Source organism: Agrobacterium radiobacter (genome assembly GCF_040801995.1).
Taxonomy (GTDB): domain Bacteria; phylum Pseudomonadota; class Alphaproteobacteria; order Rhizobiales; family Rhizobiaceae; genus Agrobacterium; species Agrobacterium radiobacter.
Genome location: NZ_JBEGHX010000001.1, coordinates 1208267 through 1226555 on the forward strand (window position 1 = coordinate 1208267; position 18289 = coordinate 1226555).

An 18289-nucleotide genomic window follows, 5' to 3' on the forward strand; every position below is an offset into this window, starting at 1 on the left:
GGTCAGCCGGTAACCGACAGCACAAATTCCGCATCGCCCTTCAGCGTGTTGCTGACGGTACAGATATCCTCGGCCATATGGGCGATGCCGCTGCGGGTGGCCTCATTGAAATCCCCCTTTATCTCGATCCGGACATCGAAACGCACGATCCACGATGGCTCCTCATCGGCCTTTTCGCCCGACACATGCACCGTGACCTTTTCGAACCGGTCGAGCACAGCCATGCGGCTCGCCGCAATCCGGGCGCTAAGCGCCAGGCAGGCCGCCAGCGACGAATAAAGAAGATCGAGCGGATTGAAACCCGGCTCTGAGGCCCCCGTCACCACCGTCAGGGCGCCTCCGGTGGCCGTGACGACGTCGGGATGCCCAAGGCGGCCAAGTGTAACGACAGCCCCTGTCGGCCGCTTTTTAACCCTGAACTGATTCACACCCGACCTCACACCGCGATTTCACCGATGGAACCAAAATTAGCCTCGCGCTTTTACTCACGCAACGGTGAACGACCGTCGAATATTGATTAAAAAGGGAGCTGGGACATATGGTTACATCTACGCTCGTCAGCATTCTGATCACCTTCCTGGTGATTGTGCTTGTCTTGTGGCTTATCGCACGACTGCCGGTCGGCGGCGGTGCGAAACAGATCGCTCAGGTGATCGTCATCATCATCGGCATTATTTCGCTGCTAAAATATCTCGCCGTCTTCTGATGTCCCGGCGTAGTGCAGACGAAAAAAGGCGGCGAAAGCCGCCTCTTTTTATGCGCGGTTTTCACCCGCCTGATCGCTATTGGCGAGGCTCGAACTGATAGGCTTTCTTCAGCGTAATATCCCGGACGCTGCCAATGCCGAGAAACGGCGTATTGTCGGCATCAAAAATCGCCCTGCCCTTCGCCACGATCCACCGGCTTGAACCATCCGGTAGATTGACCTTGTAGCGCTGATCGAAAAACACGCCGGTGGTGATGCTCTCAAAAATGGCCTGCGCCACCTGATCGCGCATTTCGACATCGATTCTTTCGAGAATCTCCTCGATCGTCACCCCGCGCGACGCAACTGGTTCGGGAAACCCATGACATTCCGCGGTGACAGCATCCATGATCAGTCTGTTGTCGGAAATGCTCCACATGTAATAGCCGAGCGCATTGTCTGAATCCGTTTTGTCCCCCAGCACGAAAACCCCCAGACATTTTTCCTGACAAAAGCTAACATCAGACCTCTAATATTCCACCCCTCGTTTTTTAGGGAGAAGCTGCCGTCCACCAGAGCGTGCATTGATATCCACCGAAATTTCATGACGGCCTGATCGGAGTAAGGGCTCAAAGGAGCGATAAGTTCCTAAGAGATATCGCAAAGCCACCAACCTGTTCCTACATAGCGCTGTGATGAAATTTCAAAGGAGGCCAATATGCTGCGAACCGCTCTCACTTTCGGACTGCTGATGGTAACTGTCGTTCTCGCTGGGTGCCAGACATGGGAAAGTCCATATCGCGGAAGCGGATGGCGGATGGACCAGGTCATGGACGGTGACCCGTATCGCGTCGGAGATGGCAACCATCAGGAAAACGGTACGGCCTCAAATATCATTCGACGCTAAATCGCGACGACTATGCTGAAGTAGCAGCAAGTCGGGAATTTCCGAACCGAATTATAAAGCCCGGGCAGTGGCGCAAATCACATCGACGCAGCCCGGGTGACTTCCAATACGGCCCAACGAACCCGGGGCAGAAAACGGAGAGCTAGCTAAACGACTGGCTAAAAAAGAAAAAACCCGCCGAAGCGGGTTTCTTTGGTGCGGTCGAGAAGACTCGAACTTCCACGGGTTGCCCCACAGCGACCTCAACGCTGCGCGTCTACCAATTCCGCCACGACCGCATCGTGGTAGGCGTCGACTTGCGCCGACGGGGGTGCATGTAGCAAAAGGATTTTCGGTGCACAAGAGCGTCGTGACAGTTTTTTGAAATTAAAAATCGCACTGCACCATCCTATATGCAGGAAGCCCGGAAATGCTGGGGTTGCGGCCCTGTCGTCATTTTGCGAGAAGGCTGTGGAAAGGACTTTTTCATGCTCACACGCACCGATATCGAGACAAATATGCTTCCCGCCGCCGGTTCGCCGCCCGTCCGCTGGCGAATCTCGGAAGGTCTCGTGCCTTACGAACTGGCGATCGAGGAGATGGAACGCGAAGTTGCCGCCATCGCCAGCGGGGAGGCTGACGAACTCGTCTGGCTTCTGGAACATCCGCCGCTCTATACCGCGGGCACAAGCGCCGATGCCGTTGATCTCATTGAGCCTGATCGTTTCCCCGTCTTCGCCACCGGTCGCGGCGGTGAATATACCTATCACGGGCCGGGACAGCGGGTCGTTTACGTCATGCTCGACCTGAAGCGGCGGCGGCAGGATGTGCGCGCCTATGTGGCGGCGCTGGAGGATGTCATCATCCGCACGCTCGACAAGATGAATGTCCGGGGCGAGCGGCGCGAGGACCGCGTCGGCGTCTGGGTCAGGCGTCCGGAAAAACCTCTTCTGCCCGATGGCGGCATGGCCGAGGACAAGATCGCCGCGCTCGGCATCCGCCTGCGCAAATGGGTGAGCTTTCACGGGCTGTCGATCAATGTGGATCCCGACCTCACGCATTTTTCCGGCATCGTTCCCTGCGGCATCAGCGCCTATGGCGTCACCAGCCTTGTCGATCTCGGATTGCCGGTTATGATCGGCGACGTCGACGTTCTGCTGCGCGAGGCCTTTGAGGAGGTGTTTGGCGCGGCAGTGCCCGAAACCGGCGCTGGCGGCTGATTGCACCGCAACCTTTGCCGCAGGCCGGTGTTTCCAGCATCGATCACCATAAGAGGAGGAACGACCATGTTCACAACGTCCGCCTATGCCTGCGACGACGGTTCTTCGCCGATGAAGCTCGCGACCATCAAACGTCGCGATCCCGGCCCGCGCGATGTCGAAATCGAGATCGAATTCTGTGGCGTCTGCCACTCCGATATTCATACGGCCCGCGGCGAATGGCAGGGATCCCTCTACCCCTGCGTTCCCGGCCACGAAATCATCGGCCGCGTTGCACGGGTGGGCTCGCAGGTGACCAAGTTCAAGACAGGTGAGCGTGTCGGCGTCGGCTGTATCGTCGACAGCTGCCGTGAATGCGCAAGCTGCGCGGAAGGGCTGGAGCAATATTGCGAAAACGGCATGACCGGCACCTATAATTCGCCTGACAAGGCGATGGGCGGCGGCGCGCATACGCTTGGTGGGTATTCCGCCCATGTGGTCGTCGACGACCGTTACATCCTCAACATTCCCGAAGGCCTCGATCCGGCCGCCGCCGCACCCCTGCTCTGCGCGGGTATCACCACCTACTCGCCGCTGCGGCACTGGAATGCCGGTCCCGGCAAGCGTGTCGGCGTCGTTGGTCTCGGCGGCCTTGGCCATATGGCGGTCAAGCTCGCCAACGCCATGGGCGCGACTGTCGTGATGATCACGACGTCGCCCGGCAAGGCGGATGACGCTAAAAAACTCGGCGCCCACGAGGTCATCATCTCGCGTGATGCCGAACAGATGAACAAGGCCGCTTCCAGTCTCGATCTCATCATCGACGCTGTGGCCGCCGACCACGATATCAACGCCTATCTCGCACTGCTGAAACGTGACGGCGCGCTGGTGCAGGTGGGCGCACCGGAAAAGCCGCTCTCGGTGATGGCCTTCAGTCTCATTCCCGGCCGCAAGACGTTTGCCGGCTCGATGATCGGCGGCATTCCCGAAACGCAGGACATGCTGGATTTCTGCGCCGAGAAAGGCATCGCCGCCGAGATAGAGATGATCAATATCGATCAGATCAACGACGCTTATGAACGCATGATAAAAAGCGATGTGCGTTATCGCTTCGTCATTGATATGAAGAGCCTGCCGCGCCAGAAGGCCGCCTGACCCCTGAAGGGGGGCGACCTTGCAGGCGTCCCCTCTCCCGTTGGACCTTTGGGTCGAAAGCGCAGCCTGATCCATGACCAGCCAGACCGGTTTCAACGATATCGCCAAGGGCATGACCATCATGGCGGGTTGCATGCTGGTGCTGCCGGTCATGGATGCGATCGCCAAATACATGGCGGTGAGCGGCGGCATGTCGCCGGCGCAGGTGACCTTCTACCGCTTCTTTTTCCAGGTGCTCTGCACCCTGCCGCTACTTCTTGTGGTGTCACCCAGGGCGCTGTTCAGCGCCAAACGGCCATGGATGAACTGCCTGCGCGGCGTGCTGCACGCCTCGGCCAGCCTGATGTTCTTCGCCGCCGTCAAATACATGCCGCTTGCGGATGTCTTCGCGATCTATTTCGTCGAACCATTCATGCTGACGATGATGTCGGCCATCTTCCTTGGCGACAAGGTTGGCTGGAAGCGCTGGACGGCGATCGCAGTCGGGTTTGGCGGCGCCTTGATCGTCATTCAGCCGAGTTTCGAAATCTTCGGCTGGACATCGCTTCTGCCGGTTGCCTGCGCCTTTCTGTACACACTTTACCTGTTCCTGAACCGCGCCATCGGCGATGCCGACAGCCCGCTGGTCATGCAGACCATGTCCGGCATTGCCGGTACGGTGTTCATGGGGGCGGCCCTTCTTGCCGGTGATGCACTCGGCGACAAGGATTTTGCCGTCTCGCTTCCGCAATCCGGCTTTGCCCTCACCCTGCTAATCCTGTTGGGATCGATATCCGGCTACATGCACCTGTTGATTGTCAGGGCCTTCCGGCTGGCGCCGCTTTCTCTGCTGGCGCCGTTCCAGTATTTCGAGATCATCTCGGCGACTATCCTCGGTTATGCGCTGTTTTCCGATTTCCCGACGCCATCAAAATGGCTCGGCATTCTCATCATCGTCGCATCCGGCCTGTTCATCATCTGGCGCGAGCGCCAGCAAGCCGGTGCAAACCCGCCGCTTGACGGGCAATGACTGCCGACCCTCGCCGTCTCTCAACTATCCGAGGGCGGCGGCCCGTCGTCGTGATGATCCTGCGCCTCCACAAGACTGCCAAGCAGCCACAGCGAAACCTCGGCCGCCTCTCCGGCCGATTTGAACCGGTATGAGCCGCTATATTTCGGCATATCGAAAAAGGTGACGACGAAACCGTCACCGCTTTCCAGACTTTCGACCCTGATGCGCTCAGGATCGATCATCACACACACATAATGCGACCCCATATTGCGCATGAAGCCGGCCTTGTTGTCGTGCAGCCGCACGAAGGCAGCACCACCATCCGCCGTCATGTGCAGACTTCTGATCGCCTCGTTGGGAAAGGCACGGGCGAAATCCATGATCGCCTGCCCCACATCATGACTGTTATCCTCATCCGTCGCCCGCGTCATGCGCCAGGCGTAGACAGCGAAGACCGAAAGCAGCACGAAAACGATAATCCAGATCGCAATACTCATCCGGGGCGCTCCCTCAGCATCGAAACATCACGATTCGCGAATCGAAAAGACGCGAACCCGGCTCAGGTTCATACAGACCGAGGCTTGTGTGAAGTGTGGCTCTGCCGGATCGATGTCGTTTCGCTGCGTTACGCGGTCTGCGTAATCAGAAACGCTTGAGGAAGGAGGCCTTTGCCAGCAGCCATTGCCGGCGAAGCTGCGACAGTTGCAGGTCGCCGTCAAATACGCCGCTCCCCGTCTTTCTCGCCGCAGTGATGACAGGGCCGGACAGGGCGACGGGAAGATAGGCGGCAAAAACATTTTTCGAGATCTTTGCGCGTCGTGCCCTCTCCATATGATCCAGCGCATGGGTCGCAAAAATCTCGATGGCAATGCCGATGCGCTGCCTGTCCTTACCTTCCAGAAAAGTCTCGCGGTCGAGCCCGGCCGCAGCCAGCATATCGGCGGGAATATAGACCTGCCCGCGACGCCGGTGCAGCGGCATGAGCAGCAACATGCCGGCCATGGCCTGCGCGACGCCCGCATGACCTGCCCCTTCCGCGCTGGATGCGGCGTCTTCAGCGGAAAGCACGAGACTTGCAAGCTGGATCAAAGCGGATGCGGTTTCGCCAGCATAACCTTCCAGCGCATTGCGATCCTCGAACAGGTCGTCATAAAGATCGAAGATCCGCGCCTCGATCATGTTGGCCAGAACCGGGCGCGGCAGGCGATATTGTTCGATCGTTGTCAGAAGCGCTGCAGCCACCGGGTGGGACTGGCTGTCACCGTGCGGATTGCCATCGATAAGGTCGCGCCACCATTGCATGCGCACTTCGCCGGGCAACGCCTCGCGCACGGAATCGCGGATGCGGGCGATTTCGGCGTTGAAGGCATAAAGCGCGGCAAGGGCATTGCGCCTGTCGGCAGGCGACAGAAGGCAGGCAAGATAACGGTCGCGATCGGTATCGCGCAGCGTCGCGAGGCTGACGTCGAGATTTTCTGTGGGTGCCATGGTTCCCCGCGCGAAACGTCCTGTCAGCCTTCGACGGCAATCAGCGCCGCAGCCACGGCGCGCGATTCCGAAAGCATGATATTATAGGTGCGCACCGCAGCACCCGTACTCATCGGGTCAACCGAAATGCCCGCCTCCTTAAAGGCGGCGCGCAGTTCTTTCGGCAGGACCCGCATGCCGTCACCCGTGCCGATCAGCAGCACTTCGATATCCTGTGCTTCCGCCAGAACCTTTTCGAAATGCCCGACGGTCAGTTCTTTCGCATCGGCGGGCTCCCACCCGTAAATGCCCGAAGGCAGGAGGAGAAGAGAGCCGCGATGCGACATGTCGGCAAAACGGAAACCGCCATTGCCATAGGCATCGATGGGCGCCCGGCCGGGAAAATGGGCCGGGCGTATTTCGATCCCGCCGGCCATCAGACGGCAGGCTTGCCGCCGATGGCGCCGGTGTTGTTTTCTTTCTTGTCGTCCTTCTCGTCTTCCGCATCCTTGCTGTCGGGACGCAGCTTGAAGGCGATCAGCACCGGTGCGGCGATGTAGAGCGACGAGAACACGCCGATACCGACACCAAACAGCATGGCGAAGGTGAAGGAGCGGATGACTTCGCCACCGAAGAGGTAGAGCGACAGCAGCGCCAGAAGCACGGTCAGACCGGTGAGGATCGTACGCGACAGCGTCTGGTTCAACGACACGTCGATTATCATCGACAGCGGCATCTTTTTATAACGCCTGAGGTTTTCACGGATACGGTCATAGATGACGACGGTGTCGTTCAGCGAATAACCGATGATCGTCAGGATCGCCGCGATACTGGTGAGGTTGAATTCTATCCCCAGGAACACAAAGAGACCGATGGTGAAGACCACATCGTGCACCATCGAAATGACGGCGCCCAAGGCGAACTGCCATTCGAAGCGAACCCAGATGTAGATCATGATCGCCGTCATGGCGAGCAGGATGCCAACCGTGGAGGTGAAGGTGAGGTCACCCGAAACGGCCGGACCGACGACTTCCACGCGGCGGAAGTCATATTTGTCCTCAAGCTCGCCGCGCACCATGGTGATCGCAGACTGCTCGGCATTTTCGCCGCCGTCCTGCGCCTGGATGCGGATGAGAACGTCCTGCGGCGTACCGAAGTTCTGCGCCTGGATTTCACCGAGGTTGAGCTGGTTCAGGCGATCACGGATATCGGCGAGATCGGCCTCACCCTGCTTGGCGCGGACTTCGATGACCGAGCCGCCCTGGAAGTCGATGCCGAGGTTCAGGCCCTTGGCCACGAAGCCACCGACACAGGCGAGCATGACGACGCCGGTGATCATGAACACCACGCGACGGTAGCGCATGAACGGAATGTCGCGGCCGTCGAACATGGCGGTGCGGACACCCTTCGGCAGATGTTTCGGACGGCTGCGGCGAACCCAGTAGCCGAACATCCACGCCGTCAGCGTATAGGCCGTGAAGACGGTGGTGATGATACCGACAGCCAGCGTGACCGCGAAGCCCTTGACCGGGCCGGTGCCCATGTAGAACAGCACGCTCGCCACGATCAGCGTCGTCAGGTTGGCGTCGATAATGGTCGCAAAGGCGCGGGTGAAGCCGTTATCCAGTGACTGGATCAGCGGTTTGCCGCTCTTCACCTCCTCGCGTATGCGCTCATAGATCAGAACGTTGGAATCCACCGCCATACCGATCGTCAGAACGATACCGGCAATACCTGGCAAGGTCAGCGTTGATCCTATCACACTGAGGACAGCGAGCAGCATGACGACGTTGACGATGAGTGCGATGTTCGCGAGCAGGCCGAAGAAGCCATAGAACACGAACATGAAGATGAGGACGCCGACGGCGCCGATGACGCTGGCCGTCAGACCGGCGGTGATGGAGTCGTTACCAAGGCTCGGACCGACAGTGCGTTCTTCAACCACGGTCAGCGTGGCCGGCAGTGCACCGGCGCGCAGCAGAACCGCAAGGTCGTTGGCGCCCTGCACCGAGAAATTACCTGAAATCTGTCCCGAACCGCCAATAATCGGTTCGCGGATGACAGGCGCGGAAATGACCTGATTATCAAGCACGATGGCGAAAGGCTTGCCGACATTCTGCTGCGTCGCCTGCGCAAAGCGCTGCGCGCCGCGGCTGTCGAAGCGGAAGGTAACGACGGGTTCGTTGGTCTGCTGGTTGAAGCTTGCCTGCGCGTCGACGAGATTGTCGCCGGAAACGAGCGCGCGGCGCTCCACCAGATAGGGAACCGGCGGATCGTCCTGCGAGTACAGAACCTCTGATGTAGCCGGCGGACGGCCGTTCATGGCTTCCTGCACCGGCATCGTCGTGTCGACCATGCGGAAGGAGAGCTTGGCCGTCTGGTTCAAAAGCGACTTCAGACGCTGCGGATCCTGAAGCCCCGGAACCTGCACGATGATGCGGTCGGAACCCTGACGCTGGATGAGCGGCTCGGTGGTGCCGACTTCGTCAACGCGGCGGCGCACGACTTCGATGGACTGCGAAACGGCCGAAGACAGACGGTAATCGATGCCTTCATCCGTCAGATTGAGCCGGAGCAGATTGTCGCCGCCGTCATTCATCGTCACTTCGGTGATGGAGCCGCCGACCAGCGTGCCGGCGGACACCGGCTGCGTCAGGTCACGAAGCGCGTTCTTTGCGGCTTCCACCTGAGCGGGATCGCTGATGCGGACCTGAATTTGCTGGCCGTTGCCGGTGAGCCCCGAATAGCGAATGTTGGCGTCACGAAGCTGCGTGCGCACATCGCCCACGATCGTTTCAAGCCGTTCCTTGACGATGTCGGAACGCTCGATCTTGAGCATGATGTGCGAACCGCCCTGAAGGTCGAGACCGAGCGTTACCTTGTTGTCCTTGTACCAGGCAGGCATGCCCTCCAGCTGTTTGTCCGTAAACAGGTTGGGAGAGGCGATGAAGACGCTTGCCAGCACAAGCAGCCAGATGAAGACTGTTTTCCAACGGGAAAAATGAAGCATTTCGATCTCGGTCAGGGTTGGGGTCGCGCTCCGCGCAACCCGTCAAAATTCGCAATCGGGCATTCGGTTGTCCGGCAGGATCAGGAAGCGGTTTCCGTCTTGACCACTTCGCCCTTCACGCGCACTTCGGCAATGTAAGCACGGGCGGCACGGATTTTCACGCCTTCGGCGATTTCGACTTCGAGTTCATTGTCATCGATGACCTTGGTCACCTTGCCAACGATGCCGCCACCAAGAACGACCTGATCGCCACGGCGAATATTGGTGAGTGTTTCCTGACGCTTCTTCATCTGCGCGCGCTGCGGGCGGATAAGGAAAAAGTACCAGACCACCATAAGCGGCGCAAACAGGAAAAGCATTTCAAGGCCGGAACCGAAGGCAGATGCGCCGCCTGTTGCGTCCTGGGCAAAAGCTTGACTAATGAACATATAAAACTCCTCAGAATTACGGCACGACCTTGGATGCCGCCCCAGCTTTCAAGCCGCCGGAATATAGTGGGGAACGCCGGGATTGCAACAGATGCAGGGCCCACGCCGTACCGATTCCGGACCTCTTAACCTTTATGGGCGCCAAACACCATGCTAGGCCGGGCGCAAAACAGAGTTTTGAACACCAGACAAGCGGAAGAAACACCATGATTCGAGAAGAAACGGCCTCCCTGCTTCTTTCAGAACTGCGCCGGCTCACCCTCGCCGTGGAGCGGCTAGCCGGCCCCGCGCCCGCCGTAAACGACTGGGATGCGGCCGATTGTTTCGTCTGGGTGCCGACCAACTCCTTTATCCAGCCGGTTCCCCGCCCCAACCGCATCGCACTGAAGCTGATCCGTGGCGTCGATCATGTGCGTGACATCCTGCATGAAAACACGCTGCGCTTCGCGGAAGGTTTTGCCGCCAACAACGTGCTCCTGTGGGGCGCGCGCGGCATGGGTAAATCCTCGCTGGTCAAGGCCGTTCACGAAGATGTGCGCGCGGCAAGCGGCGTTTCGCTCAAACTGGTGGAAGTGCACCGCGAGGACATTCACACCCTGCCCGCCCTGCTCGACATCCTGAAGGCGTCAGGCCAGCGCGTCATCGTTTTCTGCGATGATCTCTCCTTCGACCATGACGATACAGCCTATAAATCGCTGAAGGCAGCACTCGACGGCGGCATCGAGGGACGGCCTGACAATGTGCTGTTTTATGCGACCTCCAACCGCCGCCATCTTCTGCCGCGCCACATGATGGAAAACGAGCAGTCCACCGCCATCAACCCTTCGGAAGCGGTTGAGGAAAAAGTGTCGCTTTCGGACCGTTTCGGCCTGTGGCTCGGTTTCCACAAATGCGGCCAGGAAGACTATCTGACGATGATCGACAGCTATGCCACGCATTTCGATCTGGGTCTGGACCGCGACACCCTGCATCACGAAGCGCTGGAATGGGCGACGACCCGCGGCGGTCGCTCGGGCCGTGTCGCCTGGCAATATATTCAGGATGCCGCCGGCCGCCTCAGAAAACCACTCGACAGATAACGCCACCGTGACACCGGATGAAAGCCGGTGTCGTTACGGCCACAAACAGTGTCGTATTCCCGAACGCCACATCTCCCCTCACATGGTTTGCTGCACCCATGGAGTCACCTGCCCGCGGAGGAGCGGACAGGCACGGTGTTCAAACCACGGAGGAGATGGATATGAGCAGGAACAGAGGCGTCGTCTACATGCGGCCGGGTCAGGTCGAAGTCCGCGACATCGACGACCCGAAGCTTGAGGCGCCGGATGGCCGCCGTATCGAGCACGGCGTGATTCTCAAGGTGATTTCCACCAATATCTGCGGCTCCGACCAGCACATGGTGCGCGGCCGCACCACGGCAATGCCGGGCCTCGTTCTTGGCCATGAGATCACCGGTGAAGTCATCGAAAAAGGCATCGACGTCGAGATGCTGCAGGTCGGTGATATCGTATCCGTGCCGTTCAACGTCGCCTGCGGCCGTTGCCGCTGCTGCAAGTCGCAGGATACCGGCGTGTGCCTGACGGTGAACCCATCCCGCGCCGGCGGCGCGTACGGTTATGTCGATATGGGCGGCTGGATCGGCGGACAGGCCCGCTATGTCACCATCCCCTATGCCGATTTCAACCTGCTGAAGTTCCCGGACCGCGACAAGGCGATGTCGAAAATCCGCGACCTCACCATGCTGTCGGACATTCTGCCGACCGGCTTCCACGGCGCGGTCAAGGCGGGCGTCGGCGTCGGCTCTACGGTCTATGTCGCAGGCGCCGGCCCGGTGGGTCTCGCCGCTGCCGCCTCCGCCCGCATTCTGGGTGCTGCCGTCGTCATGATCGGCGATTTCAACAAGGATCGCCTTGCCCATGCAGCAAAAGTCGGCTTCGAACCCGTCGATCTTTCCAAGGGCGACCGGCTGGGCGACATGATCGCCGAGATCGTCGGCACCAATGAGGTTGATAGTGCAATCGACGCCGTCGGTTTCGAGGCACGCGGCCATTCCGGCGGTGAACAGCCAGCCATCGTTCTCAACCAGATGATGGAAATCACCCGCGCCGCCGGCTCTATCGGCATCCCCGGGCTTTATGTCACAGAAGATCCCGGCGCGGTTGACAATGCGGCAAAACAGGGCGCCCTTTCGCTGCGCTTTGGCCTCGGCTGGGCAAAGGCGCAATCCTTCCACACCGGCCAGACGCCAGTGCTGAAATATAACCGCCAGCTCATGCAGGCGATCCTGCATGACCGCCTGCCGATTGCCGATATCGTCAACGCCAAGATCATCGCGCTTGATGACGCCGTGCAGGGTTATGAAAGCTTCGATCAGGGTGCGGCAACCAAGTTCGTCCTCGATCCGCATGGCGATCTGCTGAAGGCTGCCTGATACTTCAGCGGCACCCGGCTGATACTCGTAAAAGCGCCCGCGACGGATATCGTCGCGGGCGTCTTTGTTTCCCGTCCTGTCACCGTCAGGTGAAACTTACGGTTCCACTATCAGCATCGCTTCCAGTTCGGCTTTCGCTTCCGGGGAGAGATAGGGTCTGAACAGGCTTGAGACCTGCTCCAATCCCCAGCCCAGCTGCTGCGATCCAAATTCGGTGATACCTTCCTGAAGGTTGAGATAGGCCGCCCAATAGGTGGAGACGATCCAGAGATTTGTCAGGACGGCCGACCGTTCTTCCTCGGGAATAACCGCCAGGCCCGCTTTCTCCATGCGGGCGACGATATCGCCGACAGCGAGACGCATGGCGGCGCTTATGGTTCGCACAGGCTCCACCAGCGCCGGGGCGGAAGAGATAAGGCCGACCAGATCGCGAAACAGGAAACGATAGTCCCATACAAGCGAAAACCAGAGCCGCAGAAAACCGGCATAGGTTGCCGCCGCCGCCTCATCCGCCCCGTCGATCTTTCCGACAATCGCCAGCGCATCGGCCTCGAACCGGGCAAACAGCGCCAGAAACAACGCTTCCTTGGTGCGGAAGTGGTAATAGAGATTGCCCTCATTGATCTCTACAGCCCTTGCGATCTCGGCCGTCGTCACATGATCGGGCCCGCGCTCGTTGAACAGCACAAGTGCGGCGTCGAGAATTCTCTGGCGCGTGGGACGAACGGACGTGCGTCCGGTATTGATTTTTTTCATTGATGTCGAACCCAACCATTGAAACCTAAGGTGTGCACCTTAAATACCAAAAATAAGGTATACACCTTAACAGAAAATGTAAGTGTTCAACGCGGACAAAGGACCTGCAAATGACCGGCACCGACATTCGCACCGCCTCCCCCGATACGCCCGGAACCGCTCCCGTCTCCAAATTCGCGACGGTACGCGTCGCCCTGTCGCTCATCCGCAATCCGTTGAAGGCTCTGCCGCCGGAAATTTTCAGCGAGCCGGCGGTCTTTACGCGCCTTGGCGGCGTCATGCGGGTTCATCTTGCCGATCCCGTGCTTATTCATGAAACTCTGGTCAAGAACGCCCATCTGCTCGGCAAGGGCGAAGATGTACGCCGCGCCCTCGGCCCCGCACTCGGCCAGGGCCTGCTGACGGCCGACGGCGATCACTGGAAGTGGCAAAGGCAATCCGTCGCTGCTGCCTTTCGGCACGAGAAGCTGCTGGAATTGCTACCGGTCATGATCGACGCCGCGCGTCGCACGCAAGGGCGCTGGCGCTCACCTGCCGGTGACATTGATATTGGCCATGAGATGATGCGGACGACGTTCGATATCATTGTCGAAACCATGATGTCCGGCGGCCATGGCATCGATATAGGACGTGTCGAGCAAAGCATCACCGATTATCTGAAACCCACGGGCTGGACCTTCGCGCTCGCCATGCTGGGCGCACCGGAATGGCTTCCGCATCCGGGCCGGCGCAAGGCCCGCGCGGCGGTCGGCTATCTTCGTTCCAGCCTTGCGACCGTCATTTCCGAAAGACGGCAGAATCCGATCGAAAGGAACGATCTGGTTTCCATGCTGCTCGAAGCGAAAGACCCGGAAACCGGACGCATGATGAGCGACACGGAAATCATCGATAATCTCCTGACCTTCATCACGGCCGGTCATGAAACCACGGCCCTCGGCCTTGCCTGGACTTTCCATCTGCTCTCGCAAAACAGCGACGTGGAAAGCAAGGTCATCGACGAGATTGAAACCGTTACCGCCGGCGAACCGGTGGCGGCGGATCATATCGCCCGCCTGACCTATACCAGACAGGTATTTTCGGAAGCGATGCGGCTCTACCCGCCCGCCCCTGTCGTGACACGCACCGCGTTGCAGGACTTCAGGCTCGGCGAGCACGATATCCCGGCGGGCACCGTTCTTTATGTGCCGATCTACGCCGTCCACCGGCACACCACGCTGTGGGACGAACCCGACCGCTTCGACCCGTCACGTTTCGAACCCGAAAAGATCAAGGCGCGCCACCGCTACGCCTATATGCCCTTCGGCGCGGGCCCGCGCGTCTGCATCGGCAACGCCTTTGCCATGATGGAGGCTGTCGCAATCCTTGCCGTGCTTTTGCAGGACGTCCACCTCAAGAACAAAAGTCCGGCAAATACGGAGCCGCTGATGCGGGTCACCTTGCGGCCGGAAAACCGCCTGATGATGCAGGTGAGCCCGCGACAAAACAAATCGCCCGCGGCGTAACCACCACGGGCGACTGTTTTAGTGCGAAACTCCATCCGTCACCGGATGGTGACGATCAGAGGTCGACGTCGAGGATCGCCATGGAGAAGTTGTAGGAACGGTCGCCGTCTTCGTCATCGATATAAACGACGCCGAGAAACTCTTCGCCAAGATACACTTCGGCGGAATCGTCCTTGCGCGGACGCGCCTTCACAATCATCTTTTCATTGAAAGTGCGCTTGAAATAGGCGTCGAGTTTTTTGATTTCGTCGGCTTTCACCACTATTCTCCTGTGCGGTTCGCGTTGAGCCGCTTTTGGCATGGGACAAAGGCCAAAGTAAAGTGAAAGCGGCAAGTCATCCGCGTCTTCCACACGGACGACCGTGAAAATGCCGGCCCCATCAGAGCGCGACAGGGCCAGTCAGATATCCGCTCCGATAAGCTGGTCCATCAGGCGCGAGGGCTCCGAACACCCTGCTTCTCCCACCACGCGCGCCGGCACGCCGGCAACGGTAGTCTTCGGCGGAACCGGCTTCAGCACCACCGAACCGGCGGCGATGCGCGAGCAGCTGCCGATTTCGATATTGCCGAGGATTTTCGCGCCCGCGCCGATCATCACGCCATTGGCGATCTTCGGGTGGCGATCCGCCCCCTCCTTGCCGGTGCCGCCAAGTGTGACGCCATGCAGGATGGAGACGTTGTCACCGATGACGGCCGTCTCGCCGACCACCAGCCCGGTGGCATGGTCGAGGAAGATGCCCTTGCCGATGCGCGCGGCCGGATTGATATCGGTCTGGAAGATGCTCGATGAGCGGCTTTGCAGATAAAGCGCCAGATCCCTGCGGCCCTTTTGCAGCAGCCAATGGGCAAGGCGATGGGTCTGGATGGCCTGGAACCCCTTGAAATAGAGGAGCGGCTCCATGAAGCGCGTGCAGGCCGGATCACGGTCGTAAACGGCCTGGATATCGACGCGCAGCACGCTTCCCCATTCCGGCCAGTCATCCAGCATATCCTGGAAGGTCTGGCGCAGAAGCACGGCCTGCATGTCGGGATGATCGAGGAGTTCACAGATACGGTAGATCACACATTCTTCGAGAGACCGGTGATTGAGGATCGTCGAATAAAGGAAGGCCGAAAGCAGCGGATCCTGTGCCGCGGCGCTACGCGCCTCATGCAGCAGGCTGCCCCAGATCGGATCGACGATCGCCAGCTGTTCGGGCTGACGGGCCTCGGTACGTGCGACCATGAATGGTCTCCTCGTTTGCAGTAGTCGTTCTTTATACAGAAAAAGACGTGCATTAGAAATGGGATTCGAATGACGACTTTAAAGGCGGCAAGGCTTCAGTTTTTCTTCATGCAGCATGAAAAACCGTTTCTTGCCATCACGCTCATTGCGAGCGGTAAAATTCCAGCACCGCCGCCTTGAACACCCGGTCGCCGACAGCCAGCATGTGGTCGCGGCCGGGAATATCGATTGCCCGCGCATGCGGCATGATCGCCGCAAGCTCCGCGCCGGATCCGGCGATGTCGTCTTTCGTTCCGACTGCGATCAGCGTCGGGGCGTCGATCTTTTCCGCCTGTTCGCGCGTGACGAGAACCCGCGATGTCTCGATGCAGGCGGCCAGCGCCAGCCGGTCGCTTTTCGTCTGGTCGGCAAAGGCGCGGAACATGCGGCCGCGCTCGTGCGTCACGACATCGAGCGAAGGGGCAAGAAGCGCCTCTGCAATCGGATCCCAGTCACCGACGCCTTCCACCATGCCGATGCCGAGCCCGCCGAAGACCAGCGAACGCACGCGCTCAGGATGGGCCACGGCAAGGAAGGCCGAAATGCGCGCGCCCATGGAATATCCCATCACATGCGCTTCGGCGATGCCGAGATGATTGAGCAGCGCCACCGCATCGCCGGCCATGACGGGCGGATAATAGGCTTCCGGATCATGTGGCTTGTCGCTTGCGCCATGGCCACGATTGTCAATGGCGATCACCCGGTAACCCGCTTCACCCAGCGTCTTCAGCCAGCCGGGATGCACCCAGTTGACATTGGCGCTGGAGGCAAAGCCGTGGATCAGCAAAACCGGATCGCCCGCCGGATTACCCTCGTCGAAATAGGCAAGGCGAAGGCCGTCATGGGAAAAATCGGAAAACTGCGGCGTGTTGAGATTCATCAAGGACATCCTTTTTGCCGGACCATATGGCAGGAATTAGCAATGTTGAACATGTTTTGCTGACGATTTTTATGGAGATGCAATGCGTTTGAGGCTACATATCCGCAACGACGAGCCGATGCGCGAAAACCAGCGGCGGCTCGATAACGATGTTGCATTTGGAGACGAACATGGCCGGCCATTCCATTCCCCACTTCCAGAACGATGGCGGACACCGCATGATCGAGATCGGCGTCAAGGAATTCATGTGCACCGGCGCTTCCGTGCCTTTCGATCATCCGCATATCTTCATCGATATGGGCGACGACAATGAGAAGGTCTGTTCCTACTGCTCGACCCTTTATCGCTACAATCCGTCGCTGAAGGCAGAGCAGACCAATCCTCCGGGCTGCGTCTTCCATGTGAAGGCTGCCTGACCTTCCACCTTTTCTGATCGGGGCGCACCATGCCCATAAAATCCGTAGCCATTGTCGGTGCCGGCATCGCCGGTCTCACCGCTGCCCTTTCTTTTGCCCGGCACGGTATCGACTGTGACATCATCGAACAGGCCGGCGAACTGGCGGAAGTTGGCGCCGGCCTGCAGCTTTCCCCCAATGCCGCCCGCATTCTCGCCACGCTCGGGGTACTGCCTGATATCGAGGCGCGCTGGACCGAACCTGTCAGCGTCGAACTCGCCTCCGGAAAATCGCTTGCCACGCTGCTCTCCCTACCGATGGGCGCGGTGGCCCGCAGCCGCTGGGGCGCACCCTATGGCGTGCTGCACCGCTCGACGCTGCAAAACGCACTTCTCCAGGCGGTGATACGCAACCCGCTTTGCCGCCTGCATCTCGGAAAACGCATCGAAAATGCGACAGCGGATATCATCGCCGCAACCACCTTCCGCGACCATGATCTGATCGTCGGCGCGGATGGCGTCTGGTCGGCGGCCCGCTTCGCCGTGCCTTCCGCTCCCACCGCCACTTTCTCCGGCAATGTGGCCTGGCGCTTCACGGTCACAGCAAATGACGTGCCGTCAGCCATCAACAAAAGCGCCGTCACGGCCTATCTCGGCTCGGGCGGCCATATCGTCGCCTATCCGCTGAAGGAAATCGGCGGCTTCAACATCGTCGCCATCGCGCTCGGTGCCGACCCCGGCGCGACATGGCGGGCGGAATCGAGCGGACGGCAGAAAGCCATGCTGCTGGAACAGTTTCGCGGCTTCAGCCCTGACATCGTCCGATTGCTCGATTCGTCTGAAAACCCCACCTTCTGGCCGCTCTATCAGGCTGGCCCCGGCCGCTGGCACAATGGCCGTGACACGGTGCTGATCGGCGACGCGGCGCACGCCATGATGCCGTTCGCCGCCCAGGGCGCGGCCATGGCGATCGAGGATGCGTTTGAACTTGCGGGAACCATGGCGGGCAGCAACGCCGGAGCCTCGCTGCCCGTGCCGCAGGCCCTTGCCGCTTTCGAGGCCCTGCGCCTGCCGCGCATAGAAAAGGCCCGCAAGCGGGCCTCTCTCAATCGTTTTGCCTATCATGCCAGAGGCCCGGTCCGCACCGCGCGGGACTTCGTGTTTTCCACACGTCCGACGGAAGCCTTCCTGAAGGACTTCGACTGGCTCTACGGTTATCACGCGAAAGGCTAAGGCTGCGG

General features: G+C 59.6%; 20 protein-coding genes and 1 tRNA gene. 9 read left to right on the plus strand and 12 right to left on the minus strand.

Features of this window, described 5'->3' with window-relative positions:
* Window positions 1-2 precede the first annotated feature (2 nt).
* Window positions 3-428: an OsmC family protein gene (locus MRBLRC7O_RS06130; RefSeq protein WP_080866142.1), complete on the minus strand. Its 426-nt coding sequence runs from the start codon at window positions 426-428 to the stop codon at window positions 3-5.
* A 110-nt stretch (window positions 429-538) separates the two neighbouring features.
* On the opposite strand from MRBLRC7O_RS06130, the gene MRBLRC7O_RS06135 reads away from it, so the two are divergent.
* The gene (locus MRBLRC7O_RS06135; protein WP_003502827.1) at window positions 539-706 is read left to right on the plus strand and encodes a Thivi_2564 family membrane protein; all 168 of its coding nucleotides are present in this window, start codon (window positions 539-541) and stop codon (window positions 704-706) included.
* 76 nt (window positions 707-782) lie between these two features.
* On the opposite strand, the gene MRBLRC7O_RS06140 is transcribed toward MRBLRC7O_RS06135, so the two are convergent.
* Both MRBLRC7O_RS06140 and MRBLRC7O_RS06145 read right to left on the minus strand, forming a co-directional pair.
* Window positions 783-1169 (minus strand): PAS domain-containing protein, encoded by a 387-nt coding sequence (locus MRBLRC7O_RS06140; protein WP_020012558.1) that lies wholly within the window; start codon window positions 1167-1169, stop codon window positions 783-785.
* A 616-nt stretch (window positions 1170-1785) separates the two neighbouring features.
* Window positions 1786-1870 (minus strand) — tRNA-Leu (locus tag MRBLRC7O_RS06145).
* A gap of 189 nt (window positions 1871-2059) precedes the next feature.
* Here MRBLRC7O_RS06145 and lipB point away from each other — a divergent pair.
* The 3 genes from lipB to MRBLRC7O_RS06160 all read left to right on the plus strand — a co-directional run bounded on the left by lipB (window position 2060) and on the right by MRBLRC7O_RS06160 (window position 4934).
* Window positions 2060-2791 carry a lipoyl(octanoyl) transferase LipB gene (gene lipB / locus MRBLRC7O_RS06150; RefSeq protein WP_099085404.1) on the plus strand — a complete coding sequence of 244 codons (732 nt, stop codon included), beginning with the start codon at window positions 2060-2062 and terminating at the stop codon, window positions 2789-2791.
* 66 nt (window positions 2792-2857) lie between these two features.
* Window positions 2858-3925 (plus strand): NAD(P)-dependent alcohol dehydrogenase, encoded by a 1068-nt coding sequence (locus MRBLRC7O_RS06155; protein WP_080866144.1) that lies wholly within the window; start codon window positions 2858-2860, stop codon window positions 3923-3925.
* A 73-nt stretch (window positions 3926-3998) separates the two neighbouring features.
* Entirely contained in the window at window positions 3999-4934 is a 936-nt protein-coding gene (locus MRBLRC7O_RS06160; RefSeq protein WP_162690824.1) for a DMT family transporter, read from the plus strand.
* Between the two features lie 20 nt (window positions 4935-4954).
* On the opposite strand, the gene MRBLRC7O_RS06165 is transcribed toward MRBLRC7O_RS06160, so the two are convergent.
* From MRBLRC7O_RS06165 to yajC, 5 genes are all read right to left on the minus strand, one after another.
* On the minus strand, window positions 4955-5413 hold the full coding sequence (locus tag MRBLRC7O_RS06165) for a hypothetical protein (protein ID WP_060726268.1): 459 nt from the start codon (window positions 5411-5413) through the stop codon (window positions 4955-4957).
* 145 nt (window positions 5414-5558) lie between these two features.
* Window positions 5559-6404 (minus strand): phytoene/squalene synthase family protein, encoded by an 846-nt coding sequence (locus MRBLRC7O_RS06170; protein WP_080866145.1) that lies wholly within the window; start codon window positions 6402-6404, stop codon window positions 5559-5561.
* Window positions 6405-6427: 23 nt separating this feature from the next.
* Window positions 6428-6820: an Mth938-like domain-containing protein gene (locus MRBLRC7O_RS06175; protein ID WP_080866146.1), complete on the minus strand. Its 393-nt coding sequence runs from the start codon at window positions 6818-6820 to the stop codon at window positions 6428-6430.
* Window positions 6820-9393, minus strand: coding sequence for a protein translocase subunit SecDF (gene secDF / locus MRBLRC7O_RS06180; RefSeq protein ID WP_003502840.1), 2574 nt, complete (start codon window positions 9391-9393; stop codon window positions 6820-6822). The genes MRBLRC7O_RS06175 and secDF overlap by 1 nt, the downstream gene beginning before the upstream one ends.
* 80 nt (window positions 9394-9473) lie before the next feature.
* Window positions 9474-9821: a preprotein translocase subunit YajC gene (gene yajC, locus MRBLRC7O_RS06185; protein ID WP_003502842.1), complete on the minus strand. Its 348-nt coding sequence runs from the start codon at window positions 9819-9821 to the stop codon at window positions 9474-9476.
* 206 nt (window positions 9822-10027) lie between these two features.
* Here yajC and MRBLRC7O_RS06190 point away from each other — a divergent pair, with 206 nt between their 5' ends.
* Together MRBLRC7O_RS06190 and fdhA are read left to right on the plus strand one after the other, a co-directional pair.
* A complete protein-coding gene (locus MRBLRC7O_RS06190) occupies window positions 10028-10900 on the plus strand; it encodes an ATP-binding protein (RefSeq protein ID WP_003502844.1) in 873 nt (290 codons plus the stop codon).
* A 161-nt stretch (window positions 10901-11061) separates the two neighbouring features.
* Window positions 11062-12252, plus strand: coding sequence for a formaldehyde dehydrogenase, glutathione-independent (fdhA, locus tag MRBLRC7O_RS06195; protein WP_003502846.1), 1191 nt, complete (start codon window positions 11062-11064; stop codon window positions 12250-12252).
* A 96-nt stretch (window positions 12253-12348) separates the two neighbouring features.
* Here the strand turns inward: fdhA and MRBLRC7O_RS06200 are convergent, their stop codons facing one another.
* A complete protein-coding gene (locus MRBLRC7O_RS06200; RefSeq protein WP_003502847.1) occupies window positions 12349-13008 on the minus strand; it encodes a TetR/AcrR family transcriptional regulator in 660 nt (219 codons plus the stop codon).
* 110 nt (window positions 13009-13118) lie between these two features.
* On the opposite strand from MRBLRC7O_RS06200, the gene MRBLRC7O_RS06205 reads away from it, so the two are divergent.
* Window positions 13119-14510, plus strand: a complete 1392-nt coding sequence (locus MRBLRC7O_RS06205; protein ID WP_080866147.1) for a cytochrome P450 — start codon at window positions 13119-13121, stop codon at window positions 14508-14510.
* Window positions 14511-14565: 55 nt separating this feature from the next.
* Here the strand turns inward: MRBLRC7O_RS06205 and MRBLRC7O_RS06210 are convergent, their stop codons facing one another.
* The 3 genes from MRBLRC7O_RS06210 to MRBLRC7O_RS06220 form a co-directional block, all read right to left on the minus strand.
* Complete coding sequence (locus MRBLRC7O_RS06210; RefSeq protein ID WP_003502851.1) at window positions 14566-14769, minus strand: DUF3126 family protein; 204 nt, start codon at window positions 14767-14769, stop codon at window positions 14566-14568.
* Between the two features lie 141 nt (window positions 14770-14910).
* Window positions 14911-15735, minus strand: coding sequence for a serine O-acetyltransferase (gene cysE, locus MRBLRC7O_RS06215; protein ID WP_003502853.1), 825 nt, complete (start codon window positions 15733-15735; stop codon window positions 14911-14913).
* Between the two features lie 142 nt (window positions 15736-15877).
* The gene (locus MRBLRC7O_RS06220; RefSeq protein ID WP_112540174.1) at window positions 15878-16654 is read right to left on the minus strand and encodes an alpha/beta fold hydrolase; all 777 of its coding nucleotides are present in this window, start codon (window positions 16652-16654) and stop codon (window positions 15878-15880) included.
* 170 nt (window positions 16655-16824) lie between these two features.
* On the opposite strand from MRBLRC7O_RS06220, the gene MRBLRC7O_RS06225 reads away from it, so the two are divergent.
* Entirely contained in the window at window positions 16825-17070 is a 246-nt protein-coding gene (locus MRBLRC7O_RS06225; protein WP_003502857.1) for a zinc-finger domain-containing protein, read from the plus strand.
* Window positions 17071-17099: 29 nt separating this feature from the next.
* A complete protein-coding gene (locus tag MRBLRC7O_RS06230; protein ID WP_003502859.1) occupies window positions 17100-18281 on the plus strand; it encodes an FAD-dependent monooxygenase in 1182 nt (393 codons plus the stop codon).
* The last annotated feature ends 8 nt before the right edge of the window (window positions 18282-18289 follow it).

Coding starts and splice junctions, on each gene's coding strand:
- MRBLRC7O_RS06135 (WP_003502827.1), top strand. CDS start 539: ATGGTTACATCTACGCTCGTCAGCATTCTGATCACCTTCCTGGTGATT.
- lipB (WP_099085404.1), top strand. CDS start 2,060: ATGCTCACACGCACCGATATCGAGACAAATATGCTTCCCGCCGCCGGT.
- MRBLRC7O_RS06155 (WP_080866144.1), top strand. CDS start 2,858: ATGTTCACAACGTCCGCCTATGCCTGCGACGACGGTTCTTCGCCGATG.
- MRBLRC7O_RS06160 (WP_162690824.1), top strand. CDS start 3,999: ATGACCAGCCAGACCGGTTTCAACGATATCGCCAAGGGCATGACCATC.
- MRBLRC7O_RS06165 (WP_060726268.1), bottom strand. CDS start 5,413: ATGAGTATTGCGATCTGGATTATCGTTTTCGTGCTGCTTTCGGTCTTC.
- MRBLRC7O_RS06170 (WP_080866145.1), bottom strand. CDS start 6,404: ATGGCACCCACAGAAAATCTCGACGTCAGCCTCGCGACGCTGCGCGAT.
- MRBLRC7O_RS06175 (WP_080866146.1), bottom strand. CDS start 6,820: ATGGCCGGCGGGATCGAAATACGCCCGGCCCATTTTCCCGGCCGGGCG.
- secDF (WP_003502840.1), bottom strand. CDS start 9,393: ATGCTTCATTTTTCCCGTTGGAAAACAGTCTTCATCTGGCTGCTTGTG.
- yajC (WP_003502842.1), bottom strand. CDS start 9,821: ATGTTCATTAGTCAAGCTTTTGCCCAGGACGCAACAGGCGGCGCATCT.
- MRBLRC7O_RS06190 (WP_003502844.1), top strand. CDS start 10,028: ATGATTCGAGAAGAAACGGCCTCCCTGCTTCTTTCAGAACTGCGCCGG.
- fdhA (WP_003502846.1), top strand. CDS start 11,062: ATGAGCAGGAACAGAGGCGTCGTCTACATGCGGCCGGGTCAGGTCGAA.
- MRBLRC7O_RS06200 (WP_003502847.1), bottom strand. CDS start 13,008: ATGAAAAAAATCAATACCGGACGCACGTCCGTTCGTCCCACGCGCCAG.
- MRBLRC7O_RS06205 (WP_080866147.1), top strand. CDS start 13,119: ATGACCGGCACCGACATTCGCACCGCCTCCCCCGATACGCCCGGAACC.
- cysE (WP_003502853.1), bottom strand. CDS start 15,735: ATGGTCGCACGTACCGAGGCCCGTCAGCCCGAACAGCTGGCGATCGTC.
- MRBLRC7O_RS06220 (WP_112540174.1), bottom strand. CDS start 16,654: ATGAATCTCAACACGCCGCAGTTTTCCGATTTTTCCCATGACGGCCTT.
- MRBLRC7O_RS06225 (WP_003502857.1), top strand. CDS start 16,825: ATGGCCGGCCATTCCATTCCCCACTTCCAGAACGATGGCGGACACCGC.
- MRBLRC7O_RS06230 (WP_003502859.1), top strand. CDS start 17,100: ATGCCCATAAAATCCGTAGCCATTGTCGGTGCCGGCATCGCCGGTCTC.